Below are 23,589 nucleotides of genomic sequence, written 5' to 3'. Positions count from 1 at the left end.
AAAGTCACAGCTTCGCGCTGAGTTCCTTGATATCGTGGTTCAGGATCTGGTCGTTCTCGTTATAGTCGACCGGGCAGTCGATGACGTGCACGCCCGGCGTGTCGCGGCAGTGGGCCAGCACTTCCTTCAGATGGTCGGAGCTTTCGACACGGTGACCCTTCGCGCCGTAGCTCTCGGCATAAGTCACGAAATCGGGATTGCCGTAAGTCAGGCCCCAGTCCTCGAAACCCATGTTCGTCTGTTTCCAGCGGATCATGCCGTAGGAATCGTCTCGAAGGATCAGAACCGTGAGGTCGAGCCCTAACCGCACAGCGGTCTCCATCTCCTGGCTGTTCATCATGAATCCGCCATCGCCGCAGATCGCCATGACCTTGCGTTCGGGATAGAGCATCGCGCTCATCATCGCGCTGGGCAGCCCTGCGCCCATTGATGCAAGCGCATTGTCCAGAAGGACGGTGTTGGGAAGATAGGCCGTGTACCCACGGGCGAACCAGATCTTGTAGATGCCGTTGTCGAGGCAGATGATCCCGTTTTCCGGCATCGCTGCGCGCACCTGTTGGACAAGGTGGGGCGGAAAGATGGGGAAGCGGGTGTCATTGGCGAGCGGCTGGTTATGTTCGACCTCCGCCCGGCGGTATGCGAGCATGTGATCGAAGTTCCAAGCGCCAGACGGCACGATGTCTTCCTTCATCTGCCAAATCGCGTTGGCGATGTCTCCGATCACCTCGATCTGCGGGAAATAGACCGGGTCCACTTCGGCCGTCTTGGTCGAAACGTGGATGACCGTGACACCGTCGTCCTTCATGAAGAACGGCGGCTTTTCGATCACGTCATGCCCGACGTTGATGATGCAGTCCGAATCCTCGACCGCGCGGTGCACGAAGTCACCCGCCGACAGCGCCGCACAGCCAAGGAACAGTGGGTGACGTTCGTCGATCACGCCCTTGCCAAGCTGCGTGGTCAGGAACGGGATGCCGGTCTTTTCCACGAACTGGCGCAGCATCCGCCCGGTCATCTTCCGGTTGGCGCCGGCACCGATCACCAAAACCGGGGCCTTGGCCTTTTCCAGTGCCGCGACGGCAAGGCGCACGGCCTTGGGCTCCGCACTCGGGCGGCGGGCGACGCTGGGTTTGATCGGGCGGCTCTCGGTTTGCTCCTCCGCGATATCTTCGGGCAGTTCGAGGTGCACCGCGCCGGGCTTTTCCTCCTCGGCAAGACGGAAGGCTTCACGCACGCGGCTGGGGATATTGTCGCTGCTGGCCAGCTGGTGGGCGTATTTCGTGATCGGGCCCATCATGGCCACGACGTCGAGGATCTGGAAACGGCCCTGCTTCGATTTCTTGATCGGCTTTTGCCCGGTGATCATCATCATCGGCATGCCGCCAAGCTGGGCATAGGCAGCCGCCGTCACGAAGTTCGTGGCCCCCGGGCCAAGCGTTGCAAGGCAAACGCCGGTCTTGCCGGTGTGGCGGCCATAAGTCGCAGCCATGAACCCTGCGCCCTGTTCATGCCGGGTCAGCACCAGCTTGATCTGTTTGGACCGCGACAGGGAATCGAGGAAATCGAGATTCTCTTCCCCCGGCACGCCGAAGATATATTCGACGCCCTCGTTCTCGAGACACTCGATGAACAGATCGGATGCTTTCTTCTTTTCGGCTGCCACCTGGCACTCCCCTCTCACCGTGGACACTGTCGTGAAGGCACTGGATTGAGGGCCTCCGTCCGCGTGCGCATAACGACAATCGCGGAACTGATCGTCAATGCACGCTTTTGATAGGACGATGACAGAGCGCACATGGGACATGGGGCTGAACCGCAAGAGTTCGCCCACGGGGCTATCGCCGAAAGACTGGATTTCGGTGATCAAGGGCGGCTGGGCGCGGGCCAGCGAGCACAACATGGGACTGATCGCGGCCGGCGTCGCGTTCTACCTGTTCCTTGCGATGGTGCCGCTATTGGGTGCGGTGGTTATGATGTACGGCCTGCTGGCCGATCCGGCGACCGTCGCGCGCCACGTCGCCGAATTGTCGAGCAGCCTTCCCGCCTCTGCCGCCGAAATCATCAAGGGCCAGCTTGAATCGCTGGTCGAAGGATCCGACAGTTCGAAAGGCATCGGCCTGCTGGTATCGCTTGCCCTTGCGCTGTTCGGTGCGCGCAACGGGGCAGGATCGATGATCATCGCACTAAACGTCGCATTCGGGTGCCCGGAAGGCCGCGGCTTTCTGGGCAAGAACCTCGTCGCGCTTGCGATCACGGTCGGCGGTGCGATCGCATCGGTCGTGCTGTTCGCCGGCATGGCCGCGTTCGGTGCGCTTCAATCGCTGGTCGCCCCCGACAATGCCGTCGTGGCGCTGTTCGGCCAACTGGCGACGTGGGTTGTGCTGATCGTCGTTATGGCCAGTGCGATTGCCCTGCTGTTCCGCTACGGCCCGGCGGCAGAGACACCGCCGCTACGCTGGCTTTCGCCCGGTTCGATTTTCGCTGCCGTCATGGCGGCGCTTCTGACGCTGGCCTTCAGCTTCTACGTGTCGAATTTCGGCAGCTACAACGCGACTTACGGTGCGCTGGGCGGTGTCGTGGTGCTGCTGACGTGGCTCTGGCTGACGAGCTACGTGATCCTGATCGGAGCGGAGACGGACGTCACTCTTATCGAACGCGCCGATACGCCTGATCTTCCCACGGTTTAAGCCAAGGCGAGGCCGTCGCGGGAGTAAATCCCGTGACGTCGAACGGACCTTGCGGCCCGCCGGCCGGCCGTGGCTGATCTCGCTTCGAAGCTGCGGGTCGCGGTGCGCCCCTTACTTCGGCGCGGTCAGCTCAAGCGCCACTCCCAACCCAGCGGATCGCCGTCCATCACCTCGACACCCTTGGCGGCAAGTTCGTCGCGGATCGCGTCCGAGGCGGCAAAATCCTTTTCCGCGCGGGCAGCCTTTCGCCGCTCCATCGCGTCCTCGATCTCGCTTTCCTCGACAACCGCGCCCTTGGGCCGGATGCGGAACTCCTCTCGCGGTACCAGAGGCAGGCCGAGCGCCGAGAGCATCGCGCCGACAAGCGACGCCTTCTGCTCCTGATCGACCTTCTTCACCGCGACCGCCTCTTCCAGCACGGTCAGCGCGACGGCGGTGTTGAGATCGTCCGACAGCGCCGCATCGAACTTGTCGACCAGCGGCGTGAGCTTCTGGTGCGTGACCGTCGCCCGCACCGAATCCAGCGTCGCCCCATCGGTCACCAGTTCGAGCAGGTTCCGCGCCGAACCCAGAAGCCGCTTCAACCGCACCAGCGCCGCGCCTAGCCCTTCCCAGCTGAATTCCAGCTCGCTGCGATAATGCGCCTGAAGGCACAGCATCCGGTAGGCGAGCGGGTGATAGCCCTTGTCGATCAGCAATTGCAGGCGAAGGAACTCGCCGCTCGACTTGCTCATCTTGCCGGAACGCTCGACGAGGAAGTTGTTGTGCATCCAGACGTTCGCGCCCGAATTGGCCGCGTCGGAAAGCGCACCGCATTCGCAGAACGCCTGGTTCTGGGCGATCTCGTTCGGGTGGTGGATCTCGCGGTGGTCGATGCCGCCGGTGTGGATGTCGAAAGGAAAGCCCAGCACCTTGCCGCTCATGACAGAGCATTCGAGATGCCAGCCCGGCGCGCCCTTGCCCCAGGGGCTGTCCCATTCCATCTGGCGCTTCTCGCCCACGGGCGTCTTGCGCCAGATCGCGAAGTCGGCGGCATTGCGCTTGCCGTCCACCGCCTCGATCCGGGCGTGTTCATTCTCTGGGCCCTCTTCGGTCACCGCACGCGCCAGCCTGCCGTAATCGGCCACGGTCGAAACATCGAAATAGAGCCCGCTATCGAGTTCGTAGCAGTGCTTGGGCGCGATCTGCTTCGCGAACTCCAGCATCTCGTCGATGTAGTCGGTTGCGATCGTCCACTTGGCAGGCTGACGGATGTTCAGCGCCTTCACGTCGGCCCAGTACGCCTCGGTATAATGGCGCGCGATGTCCCAGATGGACTGGGCCTTGGCCGCCGCCATCTTCTCCATCTTGTCCTCGCCCGCATCGGCATCGTCGGTCAGGTGGCCGACGTCGGTGATGTTGATAACATGGGTCAGGTCGTAACCCTTCCACGTCAACACGCGGCCCAGCGTGTCGGCAAAGACATAGGCGCGCATGTTGCCGATGTGGGGGTAGTTGTAGACCGTCGGCCCGCAGGAATAGACCCGCGCCTCGTCCGCGTGCACAGGCACGAAAGGCTCGGCGCTGCGCGTCAGCGAATTGAACAGGGTCAGCGGGTGATCGGCAGTCTCGGTCATGGGCGCGCCTGTGCCCATGAAAGGCGATCCCGGTCAAGCACCGAGCGGGGCTCGCCTGTCACCGGACGCCGATTTCAAGCACCGGCAATCGACACCCGCACGTAGCTGTCGATGCCAAACAGTGCTTATTCGCTAAGGAAGCGGATCTGCTCGTCGAGCGGCACGCGGGTACGCTCGAACTGGTTGAGCGGGACCGAGTGGTCACCGTATCCGATGGCGATGCCGCAGAACAGGATCTGCTCCTCGTCCGCAATGCCGATGTGCTGCTTGATGAGCCGAGCATAGAGCGCCATCCATTCCTGCGGACAGGTATCTAGCCCTTCTTCCCGGCACAGCAGCATGATCGCCTGCAGCCACATGCCGACATCGGACCACTGCGGTGGGCCCATCAGGCGTTCGAAATGGACCATCAAAACGACCGGCGCGCCGAAAGAATAGATGTTCTGGCGGGCGAAATCGGCACGGGCGGTCTTGTTGGCCCGCTCGATTTCCATCGCGCCATAGAACTGCGCGCCCAGTTCCTGCAGGCGCTTCAAGTGGATTTCGGACTTTTCCGGTTCCGACCACGAATATTCGATCGGGTCCTGCGGCTCGCTTGCCGCCATCGCCTCCTGCACTTCGCGCAGCTTCGCGCCCGACAGCACGGTGCCGCGCCACGGCTGGAAGTTGCAGCCCGACGGCGCCATGCGGGCGCGATCCAAAATCGAGCGAACCAATTCGAGATCGACCGGCTTGTCCAGAAACGCACGGACGGACCGGCGGCTGGCGACGGCTTCACTCACATTCATTTGGTGTCGTCCTCGAATAGTCCGGCAAGCTGTTCGATCATCGTGCCGCCAAGCTGCTCGACATCCATGATCGTCACCGCGCGGCGATAATAGCGGGTCACGTCATGGCCGATGCCGATGGCGACAAGCTGCACCGGGCTCTTCTTCTCGATCCATTCGATCACCTTGCGAAGGTGCTGTTCAAGATAGCCCGCGTTGTTCACCGACAGGGTCGAATCGTCGACCGGCGCGCCGTCGGATATGACCATCAGGATGCGGCGATCCTCTGGCCGCGCCAGCATCCGCGAATGCGCCCACATCAGCGCCTCGCCGTCGATGTTTTCCTTCAACAGCCCTTCGCGCATCATCAGGCCGAGATTGCGGCGCGCACGGCGCCAGGGCTCGTCCGCCTGCTTGTAGACGATGTGACGCAGGTCGTTGAGGCGGCCCGGGTTCTGCGGCTTGCCCTTCGACAGCCACTGCTCGCGGCTTTGGCCGCCCTTCCATGCGCGGGTGGTAAAGCCGAGGATCTCGGTCTTCACGCCGCAACGTTCCAGCGTCCGGGCCAGAACATCCGCACTGATCGCCGCGATCGAGATCGGCCGCCCGCGCATAGAGCCCGAGTTGTCGATCAGCAGCGTGACGATCGTGTCCTTGAATTCCTGGTCCCGCTCGATCTTGTAGGACAGCGAGTGGCCGGGCGAGATCACGACGCGGGCCAGACGCGCGGCGTCGAGCAGACCTTCTTCCTGGTCGAAGTCCCACGACCGATTCTGTTGCGCCATCAAGCGGCGCTGCAGCCGGTTGGCGAGCTTGGTCACGACACCCTGAAGCCCCTTCAACTGCGCATCCAGATAAGTGCGCAGGCGGGTCAGCTCCTCCTCGTCGCACAGGTCCTGCGCGCCGATAATCTCGTCGAAATCGGTGGTGAAGGCGCGATAGTCGAAGTCGTCGGGAATCTCGGTCCACGGACGGTTGGGCCGGACCGGCATCATGCCTTCCTGGTCGCCCTCACCCGGTTCGTAGTCGCTGTCGCCGTCCTCGCCCTCGGCCTCGCCTTCCTCGCTCTCGCTTTCGCCGTCGGGATTTTCGGTCGGCGCGGCTTCCATGCGGCCATCCGAATCGCTGGGCTGCTCTTCCTCCTGCTCGCTCTCAGTCTCGTCCTCGCCTTCGGGTTCGTCGCCGCTGTCGTCCTCGGACGCGTCCTCAGGCTCGCTCGCCACGAGCTCAAGGTGTTCGAGAAGGCCGAGCATCTTCTGAGAGAAAGCCTTCTGATCCTCCAGCACTTCGGCAAGCTGCGCGAAATCGTCGCCGATAGCGCTTTCGATTCCCGCGCGGCGGAGTTCGAGACCGGCCTGCGTGTTTTCAGGCGGAGCCTCGCCGGTCAGCGCTTCGCGCGCCAGCAGGGCCAGCGCGGTGGCGAGCGGCACGTCCTCGCGGTTGTCGGCGCGCAGGATCGGGTCGCTGGCGAGACGACGGTCGAGCGCGGCTGCAAGATTGGCGCGTGTGCCCTGCATCGCATTCGCGCCCAGCGCCTCGTAGCGGACCTGTTCGAGCGTGTCGTAAACCTGCCCTGCGATCGGTTCGACGGGCCGCGACTTGCGGTGCAGTGCCGCGTTGTGATGCCGGGTCTTGAGCGCAAAGCTGTCCGCCACCCCGCGTGCGGCGGCGACGGGGCCTGCTTCCAGCTTGCGGCCCGGCATCGGCACGCGCACGACGTTGCCTGCCTGGTTCGGCGTTTCCGAAGTCCAGTTGATCTCAAGCTCCGCCTCACGCGAAACGGCGCGCGACGCGGCGGTCAGCGCGGAGCGGAACTTGTCGAGAGGAGACTGGTCGGCCAAATCGTGCGCTTCGTCAGTTGCTTACAGGATCGACTGGCCCGTCTTGGCCCAGTCGGCCATGAAGCCTTCGATACCCTTGTCGGTCAGGACGTGCTTGACGAGGTTCTTGATGACGGCGGGCGGCGCGGTCATCACGTCGGCGCCGATGCGCGCCGATTCAAGCACGTGCGTGACGTGACGCACCGAAGCGACGAGGATTTCGGTCTCGAACGCGTAGTTGTCGTAGATCAGGCGGATGTCGCGGATAAGATCCATGCCATCGACGCCGTTGTCGTCATGGCGGCCGACGAAAGGCGACACGAACGTCGCGCCGGCCTTCGCGGCAAGCAGCGCCTGATTGGCCGAGAAGCAGAGCGTCACGTTGACCATCGTGCCATCCGAAGTCAGCGCCTTGCAGGTCTTCAGGCCGTCGATCGTGAGCGGAACCTTGATGCAAACGTTGTCCGCGATCTTACGCAGGACTTCGGCTTCCTTCATCATCGTCTCGTGATCGAGAGCGACGACTTCGGCGCTGACCGGACCGTCGACGAGGTCGCAGATTTCCTTCGTCACTTCCATGAAGTCACGGCCCGACTTCGCGATGAGCGAGGGGTTGGTGGTGACGCCATCGAGCAGGCCGGTCGCGGCCAGGTCCTTGATGTCGGCGATTTCGGCGGTGTCGGCGAAGAATTTCATGGGTGCGCTCGCTACTGTTCTGGCTGTCATCGCGGCCCGTCCGGCTGGGGTAAGCCGGGCGGACGCAATGACCCGATTGATTGTGGCCTGCCTTGCCGTCGCGAGGGCGACATTGCAACCGGCAAGCGTGCCAGATTTCGAAGATTACGCGGGGTAAACCCGGTCAGGCGATGCCGAAGACACCGATCAGGACCGGATCGTTGGTCGAGCGCGGGTTTTCGCGGATATAGGCTTCCTCGTTGCCCATCTCGGTCCAGATCGTCTCTTCGGCAACATCGGTCAGTCCATAGACGACATTCTGCAGGTTCGTACCCGCCAGCGCCGACAGCGCGGGGCCGACGACGGGATCGGACACGAGATCGAGCGCATCGCCGATTTCGGGCACCATGACCTCGACCAGCCGCTGGCCCATGTTGTTTCGCAGGAAGCTTGTCGCCGCAGTCGGTTGGCCGGAGATGAGCGCGGCGGCATTCTGGATGCCGACCATGCGGATCGTGTCCGCAACGACAGGCGCTGCACGCTCTGCGCCGGTGGCGGCAACGTCGGCCAGGCCACGGAACAGGCGGTCCTTCACGATGCCCGATGTCAGGATCGAGGACAGGATGCCGCCGCGTGCGCCAAGGAACTGGTCAAGCTGAAGCCGTGCGACCTGGCTTTCGTAAAAGCCGTTTTCGGCCAGCAAGCGGTCGAACGCGCGGGTCGACGACAGGGTCAGCAAGCGGCGGATCGCCTCGGTAAAGCTGAAGCCGCCGTAGGAGGCGCAGCCCGGCAGGGTCAGGGCGGCGGCGGACAGGCCAAGACCGCCAAGCAAAGCGCGGCGGTTGGTGGCGGGGGGCAGATTCATGACGACAACTCCTGTTGGCGGGACGCGCCGGGGTGTCGCAAGCCACGGCAGCGCCCATATAGAAGGCACCTCATGAACCGTGTCCGACTCCTCGTACTCAATGCAGCGCTCGGCCCGCTCGACTATCGCGTGCCCGATGACCTGCACGTCGAACCCGGCAGCGTCGTCGTAGCGCCGCTTGGGCCGAGGCAAGTGCTCGGGATTGCTTGGGAAAGCGAACGGTTGCCGGGCACCGAAGTTCCGGATGCGCGGCTGCGGCCAATCCTCGATGTCCTGCCGGTACCGCCGCTGCCCGCCCCCTTGCGTCGGCTGATCGAGTGGACGGCGGACTACTACTGCGCCGCGATGGCAAGCGTTGCGCGCATGAGCCTGTCGTCGAGCGCTGCGCTGCGCGGCGGGGGCACGATCACCGAATACCGGCTGACCGGTGTGATGCCTTCCCGCCTCACCCCGCAGCGCGATGCGGCGATCTCGGCGCTGGACGGCGAGCAGGGCACGATCCGCGAACTGGCGGACCTTGCTGGCGTGTCCGAGGCCGTGCTGCGCGGGCTGGTCAATACAGGCGTGATGGAGCCTGTCGTCGTCGATATCGACCGCGCCTATCCCCCTGCCGATCCCGACCACGCGGTACCGACCCTCTCGGACCTGCAGACGGGCGCTGCGGACCGTTTCGTGGATGCGGTGAAGGCGCGCAAGTTCGCGCCTTTCCTGCTCGATGGGGTGACCGGTTCGGGCAAGACCGAGACATATTTCGAAGCCGTGGCCGAGGCGCTGCGCATGGGGCGGCAGGTGCTGGTCCTGCTGCCCGAAATCGCGCTGACCGAGAATTTCCTCAAGCGCTTCGAAAGCCGCTTCGGCGTGCCGCCCGTCGTCTGGCATTCAAGCCAGAAGCAATCCGAACGCCGCCGCGCATGGCGGCAAGTGGCCGAAGGCGGCGCGCAAGTCGTGGTGGGCGCAAGATCGGCGCTGTTCCTGCCTTATGCGAACCTTGGCCTCATCATCGTCGACGAAGCGCACGAGGTCAGCTTCAAGCAAGACGACGGCGTGCGCTACAACGCCCGCGACGTGGCCGTCATGCGCGGGCGGTTCGAACAGATCCCGGTCGTGCTGGCATCGGCCACGCCTGCGCTCGAAAGCCTGCAGATGGCCGAGGCGGGTATCTACGAGAAAGTCGACCTGCCCAGCCGCTTTGGCGAGGCATCGCTGCCCGAAATCGCGGTCGTTGACCTTCGCGAACAGGTCCCTCCGCGCGGGCGCTGGCTGGCCCCTCCGCTGGTGGCGGGGATCGAGGAACGGCTGGAGCGCGGCGAGCAGTCACTGCTGTTCCTGAACCGGCGCGGCTATGCCCCGCTGACGCTGTGCCGCAATTGCGGGTTCCGCTTCCAGTGCCCCAACTGTTCGGCCTGGCTGGTCGAGCACCGCCTGTCGAAGCGGCTGGCCTGCCACCACTGCGGCCATGAAGTCCCCTCGCCCTCGCAGTGCCCCGAATGCGGCGAGGCCGACTGCCTGACCGCCTGCGGCCCCGGCGTCGAACGCATCGCGGACGAAGTCGCGCAGATCTTTCCCGATGCGCGCACTGCCGTAGTCACCAGCGACACCCTTTCGAACCCCGAAAAGATCGCCGCCTTCGTCGATGCAGCCGAAAGCGGGGCGATCGACGTGATCGTGGGGACCCAGCTTGTCACCAAGGGCTATCACTTCCCCGAACTGACGCTGGTCGGCGTGGTCGATGCCGATCTCGGGCTCGAGGGCGGCGACTTGCGCGCGGCGGAACGCAGCTATCAGCAGATCGCGCAAGTCGCGGGCCGCGCGGGCCGTGCCTCCAAACCCGGCGAAGTCCTGATCCAGACGCGCCATCCCGATGCGGCCGTCATCGCCGCACTGGCCGCGGGCGACCGCGATGCCTTCTATGCCGCCGAAACCGACGCCCGCCGCCACGCAGGTGCGCCGCCGTTCGGACGCTGGGCCGCGATCATCGTGTCGAGCGAGGACGAGGCCGAAGCGCGCGAGGCTGCGCAGAACATCGGCCGCGCCGCGCCGCGTCTTGACGATCTTGCTGTATTCGGGCCCGCGCCCGCCCCGCTATCGCTGCTGCGCGGGCGCTATCGCTATCGCCTTCTCATCAATGCGCGGCGCAGCGCGGCGCTGCAGCAGACGATCCGCGAATGGCTCGATCCGATGGAGTTTGCACCGGGGGTGCGCATAGGGGTCGACATCGATCCATACAGTTTCGTATGAAATCGCTTCATCGCCGGTACAGGGCACTTGGGCCATGGCCCGGCGACAAGGGGATTTGTGCAACGTGGGTAGGCTTTGGCCGGAAGGGACCGGCGGGCCTAGAGAGGGGTTCATGAGCAAAGTTCTGGGTCGTATTCGCAACACTCTGGCCGCAACGGCCGCCATCGCCGCGCTGGCCGCATCGCCTGCGCATGCCGAATGGTGGAAGGCCGAAACCGATCACTTCATCATCTATTCCGAGGATTCGAAGGAAGATACCGAGGAATTCGCCCGCGAGCTTGAACGCTTCGACAACGCGCTGCGCACGATTCAGGCACTTCCGGTCAAGCCGGAAGAGGAGCTGAGCGACGCGAACAAGGTCACGATCTTCCGCGAAGGCCGCGTATCTGGCATCGCCAAGCTGGCCGGTGCGCCCGGTTCGGGCGTAGCGGGCTTCTACATCCCGCGCGCAGGTGCTCCTGTCGCCTTCACGCCGGTGCAGGAAAACATCGCTGACATCCGCTCGATCCGTCAGCGCGCCCGCAATTCCGAGGCGGAACTGGATCCGCGCTCCATTCTTCAGCATGAATATGTCCACCACTTCATGCTGCAGACGTTCCCGGCGACCTACCCGGATTGGTATATCGAGGCATTCGCCGAGCTTTACGCCACGATCGAGCTTTACGAGGACGGCACCTTCCATCTCGGCAATCCGCCGCAGTACCGTTCCTTCCAGATCTACAACATGCGCAGCTTCCCGCTGAAGCAGATGTTCGACCAGAACCACGAACGTTCCGGCCTCGACCGGTTCCAGTTCTATGGCACCGGCTGGATGGTCGCCCACTATCTCAGCTTCAATGCAGAGCGTCGTCCGCAGCTGTTCCAGTACCTGAAGGCCATCGGCGAAGGGCAGGACGGCCTGACCGCGGCAAAGGCTGCATTCGGCGATCTCGACAAGCTTCAGGACGAGGTCGATTCGTACAAGCGCCAGGCCAAGCTGGGCAAGCTGCCGGGCTTCGACATCAAGCCTGCGGACTATGTCGCCCCCGCCGTCGCGATGCGCGAGCTGACCGATGCGGAAGAATCGGTAATGAACCTCTACATGCGTTCAAAGCGCGGCGTGGACCAGAAAGACGCCAAGGACGTCGCCAACAGCATCGAGGCCAAGGCCGCCGAGTTCCCGAACAGCCTTTTCGTGCAGCTTGCCGCTGCCGAAGCGTTCGTCGACGCGCGCCGCTATGACGATGCCGACCGCGCCGTTGAACGCGCGCTCGCGATCGATCCGAACTCGTCGCAGGCGTGGCTGTTCAAGGCCAAGTCGATCATGGGCCGTGCCGAGTACGAGGCGAAGGACATGGCTATGTACGCCGATGCCCGCGCACCGCTGGCCAAGGCAACCGATCTCGATCCGCAGAACCCGGAACCGCTGATCCTCTATTACGAGACCTATCGCCGCGCCGGCGAAGCACCTAGCGAGAACGCGATCATCGCGCTGGAATCGGTGTTCGAGGATGCCGCTTTCGATGCGACGTACCGCATGATCCTTGCCCGCCAGCTGCTGATCGAACTGAAGGGCCCGCTTGCCAAGACGGTGCTGGCCCCGATCGCCTTCAGCTTCCACGGCGACCAAGAAAACAACAAGCTGGGCCAGGTCATCGACCTGATCGACGAGCAGAAGACCGAGGAAGCGCGCGACAAGCTCATCGAGATCATGGACGAGGCCGAAAAGAAGGCCAAGGAAACCTGATCCGCTGACAGCATACTGAACGCCCTTTGACGGGGCCGGGACACCTTGGGCACGCTCGTGCGTTGCCAAGGTCATGCCCGGCCCCGTTCTTGTACCCGTCCTTGGCGATCAGCTGACCCGTGACCTTGCCAGCCTGAGAGGGCGGACGAAAAAGGACACGGTCATCCTGATGATGGAGGTCGCGGACGAGACGACTTACGTCAAACACCACAAGACCAAGATCGTCCTGATCCTGTCGGCCATGCGCCACTTCGCCGCCGAACTGCGCAAGGCGGGCTGGACGGTCGATTACATAGCTCTGGAAGACGACGGCAATTCCGGATCTTTCACCAGCGAGATTTCCCGCGCCGTCGACCGTCACGGCGCCAGCGAAGTCCGCGTGGTTGAGCCGGGCGAGTGGCGCGTGCTGAAAGCGCTGGAGGGGCTGAAAGGACCGCTGCCGGTCCCACTCGAGATCCTGCCAGACGACCGTTTCGTCTGTTCGCTCAACGAATTCTATACATGGGCGCAATCGCGCGACACGCTGCGGATGGAGAACTTCTACCGCGAGATGCGGCGCAAGACCGGCCTGCTGATGGACGGAGACGAACCCGAAGGCGGCCAGTGGAACTACGACCACGACAACCGCGCCTCGCCCGACAAGGACATGGACCCGCCGCCCGCGCCCAAATTCGCACCCGACGATGTGACCTGCGAAGTCATCGGGATGGTCGAGCGCCGTTTCGCCGACCACTTCGGCAGCCTCGACAAGTTCTGCTGGCCGGTAACGTCGGATCAGGCGGAAGCGGCGCTGGATGCTTTCATTACACAGCGCTTGCCCGACTTCGGCACCTATCAGGACGCGATGGTCCACGGGTCCGACGACCTGTTCCATTCGCTGCTTTCGACCTCGATCAACCTCGGCATTCTGGACCCGGTCGAATGCTGCCGCCGCGCCGAGCAGGCGTTCCGCGATGGCAAGGCCCCGATCAACGCGGTCGAGGGCTTCATCCGACAGATCATCGGCTGGCGCGAATATATCCGCGGCATGTACTGGCTGGAGATGCCCGAACTGGCAGAGGCCAATGCGCTGAATGCCACGCGCCCCCTGCCCGAGTTCTTCTGGACCGGTGAGACAGAGATGCGCTGTATGGCCGACTGCGTGCGATCCACCCGCGACAACTCGCACGCGCATCACATCCAGCGGCTGATGGTGCTGGGCAATTTCGCGCTGATCGCAGGTGTAAGGCCCCAAGAGGTCGAGGACTGGTTCCTCGTCGTCTATGCCGATGCTTACGAATGGGTCGAATTGCCCAACGTCGCGGCCATGGCGCTATGGGCAGACAAGGGTCGCCTTGCCTCCAAGCCCTATGCGGCGAGCGGCAACTACATCAACAAGATGAGCAATTACTGCGGCGACTGCGCCTACTCGGTTTCGAAGAAAACCGGCGAAGGCGCATGCCCGTTCAACCCGCTCTACTGGGACTTCCTTATCCGCAATCGCAAGGTGCTGGAATCGAACCACCGCATCGGGCGGGCCTATGCGACGTGGGACCGGATGAAGCCCGACAAGCAGCAAGCCTATCTCGACAGCGCGAAGGCGGTGCTGGACGGCCTGAAACCAGCCAGCGGTGGATGGGCGCGCGACTAGTTCTTGATCCCCTGGGCCTGATCGGCAAGATGTCCCGAGGGAATTGAGGGTCGCAAAAATGCATCAAATTCAGGGATTTCTTCTCGCGGCGACGGCCGCGCTTGGCCTCGCTTCACCTGCCGCTGCCGAATGGCACAAGGCAGAGACCGAGAATTTCGTCATCTACTCCGAAGGCAAGGAAGACCGCGTCCGGGCCTTTGCGCGCGAGCTCGAACTCTACGACGCGCTGCTGCACCAGCTTCACGGGATCGAACAGTCTGGCAATCCGAACCGCCCGACGATCTACCTCGTCGACAGTTATCGCGATGTACAAAAGCTTTCGTGGCGCGGGGTCGGCGGGTTCTACACCGCGAACGAATACGGCACTTACGCCGTGGGCCAGAATTCGCGGATCAAGACCGGCTATTACCTGAACGGCAACTCCATCCTCTATCACGAGTATGCGCACCATTTCATGTACCGCAACTTCAACAGTGCGGTCCCTGCATGGTATTCCGAAGCCTTCGCGGAATTCTACTCGACCACCGTGATCGAGGACGACACGATCGAGATCGGTCGCCCCGCCAACCACCGGACCGAGAGCCTGCAGTACTACGACCGCGATTCGGTCGCCGATTTCCTGCTGGCCGAGCGGGGAGACTCCTCCTCCTATTCGCGCGGCTGGCTGCTGCTCCACATGCTGCAATCGGACCCGGCCTATGCACAAAGGCTCGCCCGCTATCTCGACGATTTCCGAAACGGAAAGTCGCTGAAAGAAGCGGCTCAGTCGCTGGGCGATCTTGACCACCTGACTTACGCGGTCGGGCAGTATGGCAAGGGCAAGCTGCAATTCAGCATCATCGACATCGCCGACATGCCCGCGCCGAAGATCACCACTTCGGTGCCCGATCCGGTCGAGCAAGAACTTATCTCGATCGACCTTTTGCGCCGGTCGGAGGGCCTGCAGGACGAGCCGATCCGGCTGCTGAAGAAGCTCGAGGCAAAGTATCCGAACGAGCCGCGCGTGCATTTCGCTCTCGCCAAGGCGCACCACGATGACGCGACCTTCATCGATTCCATCTACGACTATGTCGAGGAACTGCGCCGCACCTTGACCGAGGAGGAGCCCGGCTCAAAGAAGAGGGAGGGCCTCGAAAAAGCGATCGCCTACAACCTGAAGGAATATGACCTCGACGAAGAGCCCCGCCTGCGCGCAGAGCAGGCGCAGGCCTTTGCCGATGCGGAACGCGAAGTGGACCTCGTCCTGGCAGCCGCGCCAGACCATGCGCGCGCCAATGCACTGAAGGGCGAGATCCTGATGCACAAGGCCGCCACGGGCGAGGATGACCTGTGGCGCGAGGCGCGCGGTTATCTCGTGAAAGCCAATCGCCTTGCGCCGGAAGACCCGCTGCCACTCTACCTTTGGCACAAGGCCTATCTCGAATCCGGCGACGCCATGCCCGAAGTCGCGCACATGGGTCTGCGCAAGGCCTATGTCCTCGCGCCCGAAAGCAAGAAGATACGCAACGCGCTGGCCCTCGACATGGCGAAACTCGGCCAGTTCGAGCCTGCGATCGCGATTGCCAAGATTTCGGCCTATTCGCCCCACGCATGGACGACGGACCGCAAGCTTTTGAAAGACATCCGCGAGATGGCGGGGCTGCCCGCGGACGAAGGCTGATCAGCCCCCGCTTTCGCGCTTCAGCAGCTCGCGCTTGATCGCCTCGCCATAGGCATAGCCGCCGATCGAACCGTCGGACCGGATCACGCGGTGACACGGGATCAGGACCGCGACGTTGTTCGCCCCGTTGGCGCTGCCCGCCGCGCGAACGGCTTTGGGGTTTCCGGCCGCGGCGGCCAGCTGGGCGTAAGTCCTCGTCTCGCCTGCCGGAATCTTGCGCAATTCGGCCCAGATCCGCTCCTGGAACGCGGTGCCCTGAACGTCGAGCGGGATGTCGGTCGCCGCACCCGGTTGTTCGACGGCAGCAACGACGCGCGCGATAAGGTCGGCGAAACCGGCCCCGCCCTCGACTAGGTCGGCCTTGGGAAAACGGGCGCGCAAGTCCGCCTCGCCTTCATCGAAGGACAGGCGGCAGACCCCCTTGTCGGTCGCTGCGGCGAGCATCGGGCCAAGGCTCGTTTCGGCCACTGCCCAGCGGATCGTCACGCCCTTCCCGCCGTCGGCCCATGCCGAAGGTGCCATGCCCATTCTCTCTTTCGCCTTTTCGTAGAACCGCGATGCCGCGCCATAACCCGCCTCGTTGATCGCGCCAGTTACATCGCCGCTTCCAAGCGCTTCCTGCGCCTTCTCCAGCCGGAGCGCCCTGCCATAGGCGGCTGGCGTCATGCCGGTGGTGCGCGAAAACACGCGGGAGAAGTGATCGGGCGAGTACCCCACCGCTGCGGCAAGGTCGGCCAGAGCCAATCGCTCACCCGCATTGCGGATCAGCGCGATGGCCTGTTCCACCGCCTGCGAATCGCGCGCCGCCTCGTCCGGCTTGCAGCGCAGGCACGGGCGGAACCCCATCGCCTCGGCAGCAAGGTTCGACGCAGCGAGCCGCACGTTCTCGGGCCGCGGGCGCCGTGCGGGGCATGACGGGCGGCAGTAGATCTGCGTCGTCGTCACGCAGACCACGAAGCGCCCGTCATAGGCACGATCGCGCCGTTCGAAGGCGTCGAGCGCTTCGGCCCTATCAACCGGCAAAGTGTCCGCGGTAGTCGTCATGACACCCTCTTAACGCGGCAGCGATGCAACGCGCATCCCGAAACCTGCGGGCAAAAGATATAATCCCCCTGCCATCGCGCGCTGGATCGGGTAACAGCGCGCCTATGGGTTCGCGGTTCCCCCACCCCGCCAAGGCCTTGCAGGCCATTCGCCTCGTGCTGTGCGCGCTGCTGCTCGCCTGCACGATGAACCTTGCTGCGCCCTCCCCCGCCCGCGCCGACAGCGCCGATATCAACGCCGCTGCGCGCAGTGTCGTGCGCGTTGTCATCGTCCTGCGCGATTCGTCGGGCTACGATGTCATCGGCCACGGCACCGGCTTTGCCGTCACCTCGAAGCTCATCGTCACCAACGCCCACGTCCTTGCCCCGTTGCTGGAGGATGATCGTCTGCGCCTTGGCGTCGTGCCCGCGCAGGGCCGCACCGGCTATTTCGCGCGAATCGTGAGGGTGTCGAGCGATGTGGACCTCGCCCTGATCGAACTGACCGAAGACGCCAGCCTGCCGGTCGCCACGCTTTATACCGGCGCGGTCGAGGACGGGGCGGACGTTTTTGCAGTCGGCTATCCCGCCAATGTCGATGAGGCACTGGGCCTCGGCCTCAACGGGCTCGTCTCGCCGCAGGCCCCGGTAAAGTCGCGCGGACAGGTTTCGGGCGGACGCAGTTCCAGCCAGTTCGACACGCTGCTCCACACCGCGCCGATCGGAACGGGTAACTCGGGCGGCCCGCTGCTCGATGCCTGTGGCCGCGTCGTCGGCGTGAACAGCTTTGGCACGATCAGCGACAACGGCTCCGATTCGGAGTTCTACTTCGCGGTCTCCATGCGCGAGCTGGCGCCGTTCCTGCGCAAGGCAGGCGTTTCGGCGCATACCAATGCCCTGCCCTGCCAAAGCCTCGCCGCTTTCGACGCCGACGAGAGCGCCCGCGCCCTTCGCGAATCCGCGGCACAGCAGGCGCGACTGGAAGCTGCCGCAGCCGAACGCCGGTTCAAGGCCGAGCGTGCATCGCGCCGCGCCGAACTTGAAACCATCGACGATCGCGAAACGCTGATGGCGCTCGCCGGCCTCATGCTTGCGCTCATGGTGCTCGGCGCGGCGGTTTCGATGCGGTTCTATGCCCGGCAGGAACAGGAACAGGGCATGGCCAGTGCGGTCTTCGCGCTTCTGTGCCTGGTCGGCGCGCTGGCCGCGTGGTTCTCGCGCCCCAGTGTCGACGACATCGTGGAACGCGCAGCGCAGGCCGAACGCGCCGCCATGGCCGAAGTGCCCGAAGTCACGCCGCCGGATTCGCTGGTCGACAAGGGGCGCTTCGTTTGCCGGTTCCGCCCCGAACGCAGCCGCGTGACGGTATCGAGCACGAATGAAGTCCGTCTCGATTGGTCGCCAGACGGATGCGTCAACGAAAAGACGCAGTACGGCCTGATGGACGGCGACTGGACCCGCATCTCGATCAATGGCGGCGATCAGACGGTCTCGCTCAACCGCTATGACCCGCAGGGCCGCGTCTATAGCGTCGACCGCTATCTCGTTGATCTGCAAACGATGGACGCAGCGCGCAAAGCACGGGCCGACTTCCAGGCCCCGGCCTGCGGTGCGGGCGAAGATGCAGCGCGCGAACTGGGCGACGCGCAACAGGCGATCCGTGCGCTTTTGCCAAAGATGCCGAACGAACGTCTTGTCTATTCGTGCGAACCGGCCCCGAACGACAGCGCGGCGAACGCGGCGGCGGCCAAGAAAACCGCGGGCTCGGAAGGCTGAAACGCCTGTCTGGAGCGAAGCGATTCAGTCCCACCCGATGGGCGATATCGCACCGGTGGAATATTAGCCGATAAGCGTAGTTGTCATTTGCGGGTTTCGTTGCTAGGCGCGCCGCCGAGAAGATACCCCTGTCTGGCTCACCCGCCAGATTGCGAATCTGCAAGGCCATCCGGCCACGGCGCGATTCGTCAGGTGGTTCGCGATAACGAAGAGGGAAGTGACTCGCGTGGATATTTCCGGCGGCATTACGGCCAGTCTCGCAGGACGCTATGCAGCGGCCCTGTTCGACCTTGCGGTCGACCAGAACCAGGTGACGGCGGTTGAGGGCGACCTCGACAACCTGCGCCAGGCCATCACGGCATCGGACGACCTGTCGGCCCTGCTGACCGACCCTGAAATCTCGCGCAAGGCAGCGGGCGAGGCGATCGACGCCGTCGCGAAGCACCTTGGCACTTCGGACCTGACCCGCAAGTTCCTCGGCACGCTGGCGGAAAACCGCCGCCTTGCCGCTCTTCCCGACATGATCCGCGCGTTCAACGCCATCGCCGCTGCACAGCGCGGCGAAGTGACTGCCGAAGTCACCAGTGCCCACGCGCTCAACGATACCCAGATCGCCGCTCTCACCGCGAAGCTCACCGCTCGCGAGGGACGCGACGTCAAGGTCCGTACCACGGTCGATCCCGCGATCCTCGGTGGGCTGGTCGTCAAGATCGGCTCGCAGCAGATCGACGGTTCGATCCGCACCCGTATCAATTCTCTCGCCCAGGCGATGAAGGGCTAAGCCCGCAAGGCTTCGACGAAAGGCTATTTAAATGGATATCCGCGCCGCAGAAATCTCGAAGGTCATCAAGGACCAGATCGCCAATTTCGGCACCGAGGCCCAGGTCAGCGAAGTCGGCAGCGTGCTGTCGGTCGGTGACGGCATCGCCCGCATCCACGGCCTCGACAAGGTCCAGGCCGGCGAGATGGTCGAATTCACCGGCGGCATCCAGGGCATGGCCCTGAACCTCGAAGCCGACAACGTCGGTGCCGTGATCTTCGGTTCGGACGCCACCATCAAGGAAGGCGACCAGGTCAAGCGTACCGGCACCATCGTCGACGTTCCCGTCGGCAAGGGCCTGCTGGGCCGCGTGGTCGACTCGCTCGGCAACCCGATCGACGGCAAGGGCCCGCTGACCGACGTCACCCGCGCCCGCGTCGAAACGAAGGCTCCGGGCATCATCCCGCGCAAATCGGTTCACGAACCCGTCCAGACCGGCCTCAAGGCCATCGACGCACTGGTTCCGATCGGCCGCGGTCAGCGCGAGCTGATCATCGGTGACCGTCAGACCGGCAAGACCGCCGTCGCCATCGACACCTTCATCAACCAGAAGGAAGTCAACCAGGGCGACGACGAGGGCAAGAAGCTCTACTGCATCTACGTCGCCGTCGGCCAGAAGCGTTCGACCGTCGCGCAGATCGTGCGTCAGCTCGAAGAAAACGGCGCGATGGAGTACTCGATCGTCGTCGCCGCAACCGCTTCGGAGCCCGCTCCGCTGCAGTACCTCGCGCCCTACACCGGCGCCGCGATGGGCGAATTCTTCCGCGACAACGGCATGCACGCCGTCATCGTTTACGACGACCTTTCCAAGCAGGCCGTCGCCTACCGCCAGATGTCGCTCCTCCTCCGCCGCCCGCCGGGCCGCGAAGCTTACCCGGGCGACGTTTTCTACCTGCACAGCCGCCTGCTCGAGCGTGCGGCAAAGCTGAACGAGGAAAACGGCGCAGGCTCGCTGACCGCTCTCCCGATCATCGAAACGCAGGCAGGCGACGTGTCGGCCTACATTCCGACCAATGTGATCTCGATCACCGACGGCCAGATCTTCCTCGAAACCGGCCTGTTCTACCAGGGCGTGCGTCCGGCAATTAACGTCGGCCTCTCGGTTTCGCGCGTCGGCGGCTCGGCCCAGACGAAGGCGATGAAGAAGGTCGCCGGCTCGATCAAGCTGGAGCTTGCCCAGTACCGCGAAATGGCTGCCTTCGCGCAGTTCGGCTCGGACCTCGACGCCGCAACGCAGAAGCTGCTGAACCGCGGTGCGCGCCTGACCGAACTCCTCAAGCAGCCGCAGTTCTCGCCGCTGCCGTTCGAGGAACAGGTCGTCTCGATCTTCGCCGGCACCAACGGCTACCTCGACAGCATCGCCGTCGACGCCGTAACCCGCTACGAAGCCGAGATGCTGAGCTACATGCGTTCGGAGCATGCCGATGTCCTCGGTGACATCCGCTCGACGCAGAAGTTCGAGGGTGAGACGAAGGACAAGACCGTCGCCGCACTCGACAAGTTCGCCAAGCAGTTCGCCTGAACCCCGCGAGACACTTAACTAGGGAGCCGTCATGGCCTCTTTGAAAGAACTCAAGGGCCGGATCACCTCGGTCAAGTCGACCCAGAAGATCACGAAGGCCAAGCAGATGGTCGCCGCGGCCAAGCTGCGCAAGGCACAGGCGCGGGCCGAAGCCGCCCGCCCCTATGCCGAGCGTCTGACCTCGGTCATGGCCAGCCTTGCCAGCAAGGTGGGCGGCGACAACGCCCCCAAGCTGCTGGCCGGCACCGGCTCTGACCAGCGCCACATGCTCGTCGTCGTCAACACTGACAAGGGCCTGTGCGGCGGTCTCAACGCGAACATCGTTCGTGCTGCCAGCCAGAAGGCCCGTCAGCTGATCGCCGACGGCAAGGACGTCGAACTGTACCTCGTCGGCCGCAAGGGTCGTGCGCCGCTGAAGCGCAACTTCCCCGAGCGGATCGGCAACCAGTTCGACACCTCGCAGGTGCGTGAACCCGGCTTCGAAGAGGCCGAGCAGATCGCGTCGGAAGTCATCGGCATGTTCGAAGACGGCAAGTTCGACGTCGCCCACCTCGTCTATCCGGTTTTCAAGTCGGCCCTGGCGCAGGACCCGACGGTTCAGCAGATCGTCCCCGTCCCCGCTCCCGAAACGGCCCCGTCGGATGATGCCGGCGCGGTCGTGGAATATGAACCGGGCGAAGAGGAAATCCTCGAGGAACTGCTGCCCCGCTATGTGAAGACGCAGGTTTTCGGCGCTCTGCTGGAAATCGCGGCCTCCGAACAGGGCGCATCGATGACCGCGATGGACAACGCGACGCGCAATGCGGGCGACCTGATCCAGAAGCTGACCATCCAGTACAACCGCAGCCGCCAGGCCGCGATCACCACCGAACTCGTTGAAATTATTGCTGGCGCGGAAGCGCTGTAGCATCAACCGAAGGACCTTCGGCGCAGAAGCGCTGTAAGATACAGGCAAGGAAACAACCATGGCCACCGCAGCACCCGTGCTCGACAGCACCAGCAACATTCCCGCCCAGGGCAAGATCAGCCAGGTCATCGGCGCCGTCGTCGACGTGACCTTCGAAGGCGAACTGCCCGCGATCCTTACCGCGCTCGAAACGCAGAACGGCGACAACACGCTCGTTCTCGAAGTCGCGCAGCACCTCGGTGAAAACACTGTCCGTACCATCGCGATGGACGGCACCGACGGTCTGACCCGCGGCCAGGCCGTGCGCAACACCGGCTCGCAGATCTCGGTCCCCGTCGGTCCCAAGACCCTTGGCCGCATCATGAACGTCGTCGGCGAGCCGATCGACGAAATGGGCCCCGTCGGCGCGGACATGACCGCACCGATCCACGCCGAGGCACCGGAATTCATCGACCAGTCGACCGAAGCCGCCATCCTCGTCACGGGCATCAAGGTCATCGACCTTCTCGCGCCTTACGCAAAGGGCGGCAAGATCGGCCTGTTCGGCGGCGCCGGCGTCGGTAAGACCGTTCTCATCCAGGAACTGATCAACAACATCGCGAAGGGCCACGGCGGCGTGTCCGTGTTCGCAGGCGTTGGTGAACGCACCCGCGAAGGTAACGACCTTTACCACGAGTTCCTCGACGCAGGCGTTATCGCCAAGGACGCCGACGGCAACGCCACTTCGGACGGTTCGAAGGTTGCTCTCGTCTTCGGCCAGATGAACGAGCCCCCGGGCGCACGTGCCCGCGTCGCCCTGTCGGGTCTGACGATGGCCGAATACTTCCGCGACCAGGAAGGCCAGGACGTCCTGTTCTTCGTCGACAACATCTTCCGCTTCACGCAGGCAGGTGCAGAAGTGTCGGCGCTCCTCGGCCGTATTCCTTCGGCCGTGGGCTATCAGCCGACCCTGTCGACCGACATGGGCCAGCTGCAGGAACGCATTACCTCGACGACCAAGGGCTCGATCACCTCGGTCCAAGCCATCTACGTTCCCGCCGACGACCTTACCGACCCGGCCCCTGCTACCTCGTTCGCTCACCTTGACGCGACGACCACGCTGAACCGTGCGATTTCCGAACTCGGCATCTACCCGGCGGTCGACCCGCTGGACTCGACCAGCCGCGTTCTCGAACCGCGCGTCGTCGGCCAGGAGCACTACGACACGGCTCGCAAGGTCCAAGAGACCCTCCAGAAGTACAAGTCGCTTCAGGACATCATCGCCATTCTCGGCATGGACGAGCTTTCGGAAGAGGATAAGCTCACCGTCGCTCGCGCCCGCAAGATCCAGAAGTTCCTTTCGCAGCCGTTCCACGTTGCCGAAGTCTTCACCGGCATCCCGGGCAAGTTCGTGCAGATCGAAGACACCATCAAGTCGTTCAAGGCCGTCGTCGACGGTGAGTACGACCACCTGCCGGAAGCGGCATTCTATATGGTGGGCGGCATCGACGAGGCCATCGAAAAGGCCAAGAAGCTGGCCGAGGACGCCTGATCATGGCGCTGCACTTCGAACTCGTCACGCCAGCCAAGCTAGTCCGCTCCGAGGAAGTCCACATGGTGGTCGTCCCCGGGTCGGAAGGCGAGTTCGGCGTGCTTGAAGGGCACTCGCCCTTCATGTCGACGATCCGCGACGGCGCGCTGCAGGTCTTCAAGACCGCGGGCGCCGCTCCGGAAACGATCATGATTCAGGGTGGCTTTGCCGAAGTCGGCGATGCTGGCCTGACGGTCCTTGCCGAGCACGTCGAGGGCTGATTTCAGACCCTGACGGCTCTGCCGAAATCCGAAGGCCCGGCTCCCCCATGGGATGCCGGGCCTTCTG

The 23,589-nt window shown here is 63.9% G+C and carries 18 protein-coding genes; 11 read left to right on the top strand and 7 right to left on the bottom strand.

From position 1 onward, the window contains the following. Positions 1–4 precede the first annotated feature (4 nt). On the bottom strand, positions 5–1,663 hold the full coding sequence (locus KIH45_RS02000) for an acetolactate synthase large subunit (RefSeq protein ID WP_337925380.1): 1,659 nt from the start codon (positions 1,661–1,663) through the stop codon (positions 5–7). 118 nt (positions 1,664–1,781) lie between these two features. Here KIH45_RS02000 and KIH45_RS01995 point away from each other — a divergent pair, with 118 nt between their 5' ends. Further along, on the top strand, positions 1,782–2,687 hold the full coding sequence (locus tag KIH45_RS01995; RefSeq protein ID WP_225899584.1) for a YihY/virulence factor BrkB family protein: 906 nt from the start codon (positions 1,782–1,784) through the stop codon (positions 2,685–2,687). A 125-nt stretch (positions 2,688–2,812) separates the two neighbouring features. Here the strand turns inward: KIH45_RS01995 and cysS are convergent, their stop codons facing one another. From cysS to KIH45_RS01970, 5 genes are all read right to left on the bottom strand, one after another. Further along, a complete protein-coding gene (gene cysS, locus KIH45_RS01990) occupies positions 2,813–4,303 on the bottom strand; it encodes a cysteine--tRNA ligase (RefSeq protein WP_213174312.1) in 1,491 nt (496 codons plus the stop codon). A gap of 125 nt (positions 4,304–4,428) precedes the next feature. Beyond that, complete coding sequence (locus KIH45_RS01985; protein WP_213174311.1) at positions 4,429–5,091, bottom strand: nitroreductase; 663 nt, start codon at positions 5,089–5,091, stop codon at positions 4,429–4,431. Continuing rightward, on the bottom strand, positions 5,088–6,911 hold the full coding sequence (cobT, locus tag KIH45_RS01980) for a cobaltochelatase subunit CobT (RefSeq protein WP_213174310.1): 1,824 nt from the start codon (positions 6,909–6,911) through the stop codon (positions 5,088–5,090). Before cobT ends, KIH45_RS01985 begins: the two co-directional genes overlap by 4 nt. A gap of 21 nt (positions 6,912–6,932) precedes the next feature. Then, complete coding sequence (fsa, locus tag KIH45_RS01975) at positions 6,933–7,586, bottom strand: fructose-6-phosphate aldolase (RefSeq protein WP_213174309.1); 654 nt, start codon at positions 7,584–7,586, stop codon at positions 6,933–6,935. 163 nt (positions 7,587–7,749) lie between these two features. Continuing rightward, complete coding sequence (locus tag KIH45_RS01970; protein ID WP_213174308.1) at positions 7,750–8,430, bottom strand: DUF4197 domain-containing protein; 681 nt, start codon at positions 8,428–8,430, stop codon at positions 7,750–7,752. Positions 8,431–8,502: 72 nt separating this feature from the next. On the opposite strand from KIH45_RS01970, the gene KIH45_RS01965 reads away from it, so the two are divergent. The 4 genes from KIH45_RS01965 to KIH45_RS01950 all read left to right on the top strand — a co-directional run bounded on the left by KIH45_RS01965 (position 8,503) and on the right by KIH45_RS01950 (position 15,684). Continuing rightward, positions 8,503–10,668: a primosomal protein N' gene (locus KIH45_RS01965; RefSeq protein WP_213174307.1), complete on the top strand. Its 2,166-nt coding sequence runs from the start codon at positions 8,503–8,505 to the stop codon at positions 10,666–10,668. Between the two features lie 112 nt (positions 10,669–10,780). After that, positions 10,781–12,394: a tetratricopeptide repeat protein gene (locus KIH45_RS01960; RefSeq protein WP_213174306.1), complete on the top strand. Its 1,614-nt coding sequence runs from the start codon at positions 10,781–10,783 to the stop codon at positions 12,392–12,394. A gap of 73 nt (positions 12,395–12,467) precedes the next feature. Continuing rightward, positions 12,468–14,024 carry a cryptochrome/photolyase family protein gene (locus tag KIH45_RS01955; RefSeq protein WP_213174305.1) on the top strand — a complete coding sequence of 519 codons (1,557 nt, stop codon included), beginning with the start codon at positions 12,468–12,470 and terminating at the stop codon, positions 14,022–14,024. A 58-nt stretch (positions 14,025–14,082) separates the two neighbouring features. Then, complete coding sequence (locus KIH45_RS01950; protein WP_213174304.1) at positions 14,083–15,684, top strand: hypothetical protein; 1,602 nt, start codon at positions 14,083–14,085, stop codon at positions 15,682–15,684. On the opposite strand, the gene KIH45_RS01945 is transcribed toward KIH45_RS01950, so the two are convergent. Continuing rightward, on the bottom strand, positions 15,685–16,728 hold the full coding sequence (locus KIH45_RS01945; protein ID WP_213174303.1) for a bifunctional transcriptional activator/DNA repair enzyme AdaA: 1,044 nt from the start codon (positions 16,726–16,728) through the stop codon (positions 15,685–15,687). 104 nt (positions 16,729–16,832) lie between these two features. On the opposite strand from KIH45_RS01945, the gene KIH45_RS01940 reads away from it, so the two are divergent. The 6 genes from KIH45_RS01940 (at position 16,833) to KIH45_RS01915 (ending at position 23,522) form a co-directional block, all read left to right on the top strand. Continuing rightward, on the top strand, positions 16,833–18,482 hold the full coding sequence (locus KIH45_RS01940) for a S1C family serine protease (RefSeq protein WP_225899583.1): 1,650 nt from the start codon (positions 16,833–16,835) through the stop codon (positions 18,480–18,482). Positions 18,483–18,708: 226 nt separating this feature from the next. After that, a complete protein-coding gene (locus tag KIH45_RS01935) occupies positions 18,709–19,263 on the top strand; it encodes a F0F1 ATP synthase subunit delta (protein ID WP_213174301.1) in 555 nt (184 codons plus the stop codon). Positions 19,264–19,294: 31 nt separating this feature from the next. Beyond that, positions 19,295–20,824 (top strand): F0F1 ATP synthase subunit alpha, encoded by a 1,530-nt coding sequence (gene atpA / locus KIH45_RS01930; RefSeq protein WP_213174300.1) that lies wholly within the window; start codon positions 19,295–19,297, stop codon positions 20,822–20,824. Positions 20,825–20,855: 31 nt separating this feature from the next. Beyond that, complete coding sequence (locus KIH45_RS01925; protein ID WP_213174299.1) at positions 20,856–21,731, top strand: F0F1 ATP synthase subunit gamma; 876 nt, start codon at positions 20,856–20,858, stop codon at positions 21,729–21,731. Between the two features lie 58 nt (positions 21,732–21,789). Further along, complete coding sequence (gene atpD, locus KIH45_RS01920; protein ID WP_213174298.1) at positions 21,790–23,262, top strand: F0F1 ATP synthase subunit beta; 1,473 nt, start codon at positions 21,790–21,792, stop codon at positions 23,260–23,262. Positions 23,263–23,264: 2 nt separating this feature from the next. Continuing rightward, positions 23,265–23,522, top strand: coding sequence for an ATP synthase F1 subunit epsilon (locus KIH45_RS01915; protein WP_213174297.1), 258 nt, complete (start codon positions 23,265–23,267; stop codon positions 23,520–23,522). Positions 23,523–23,589 lie beyond the last annotated feature (67 nt).

The organism is Croceicoccus gelatinilyticus, assembly GCF_018398395.1.
Taxonomy (GTDB): Bacteria; Pseudomonadota; Alphaproteobacteria; order Sphingomonadales; family Sphingomonadaceae; genus Croceicoccus; species Croceicoccus gelatinilyticus.
This window is presented reverse-complemented; position numbering and strand designations above follow the sequence as displayed.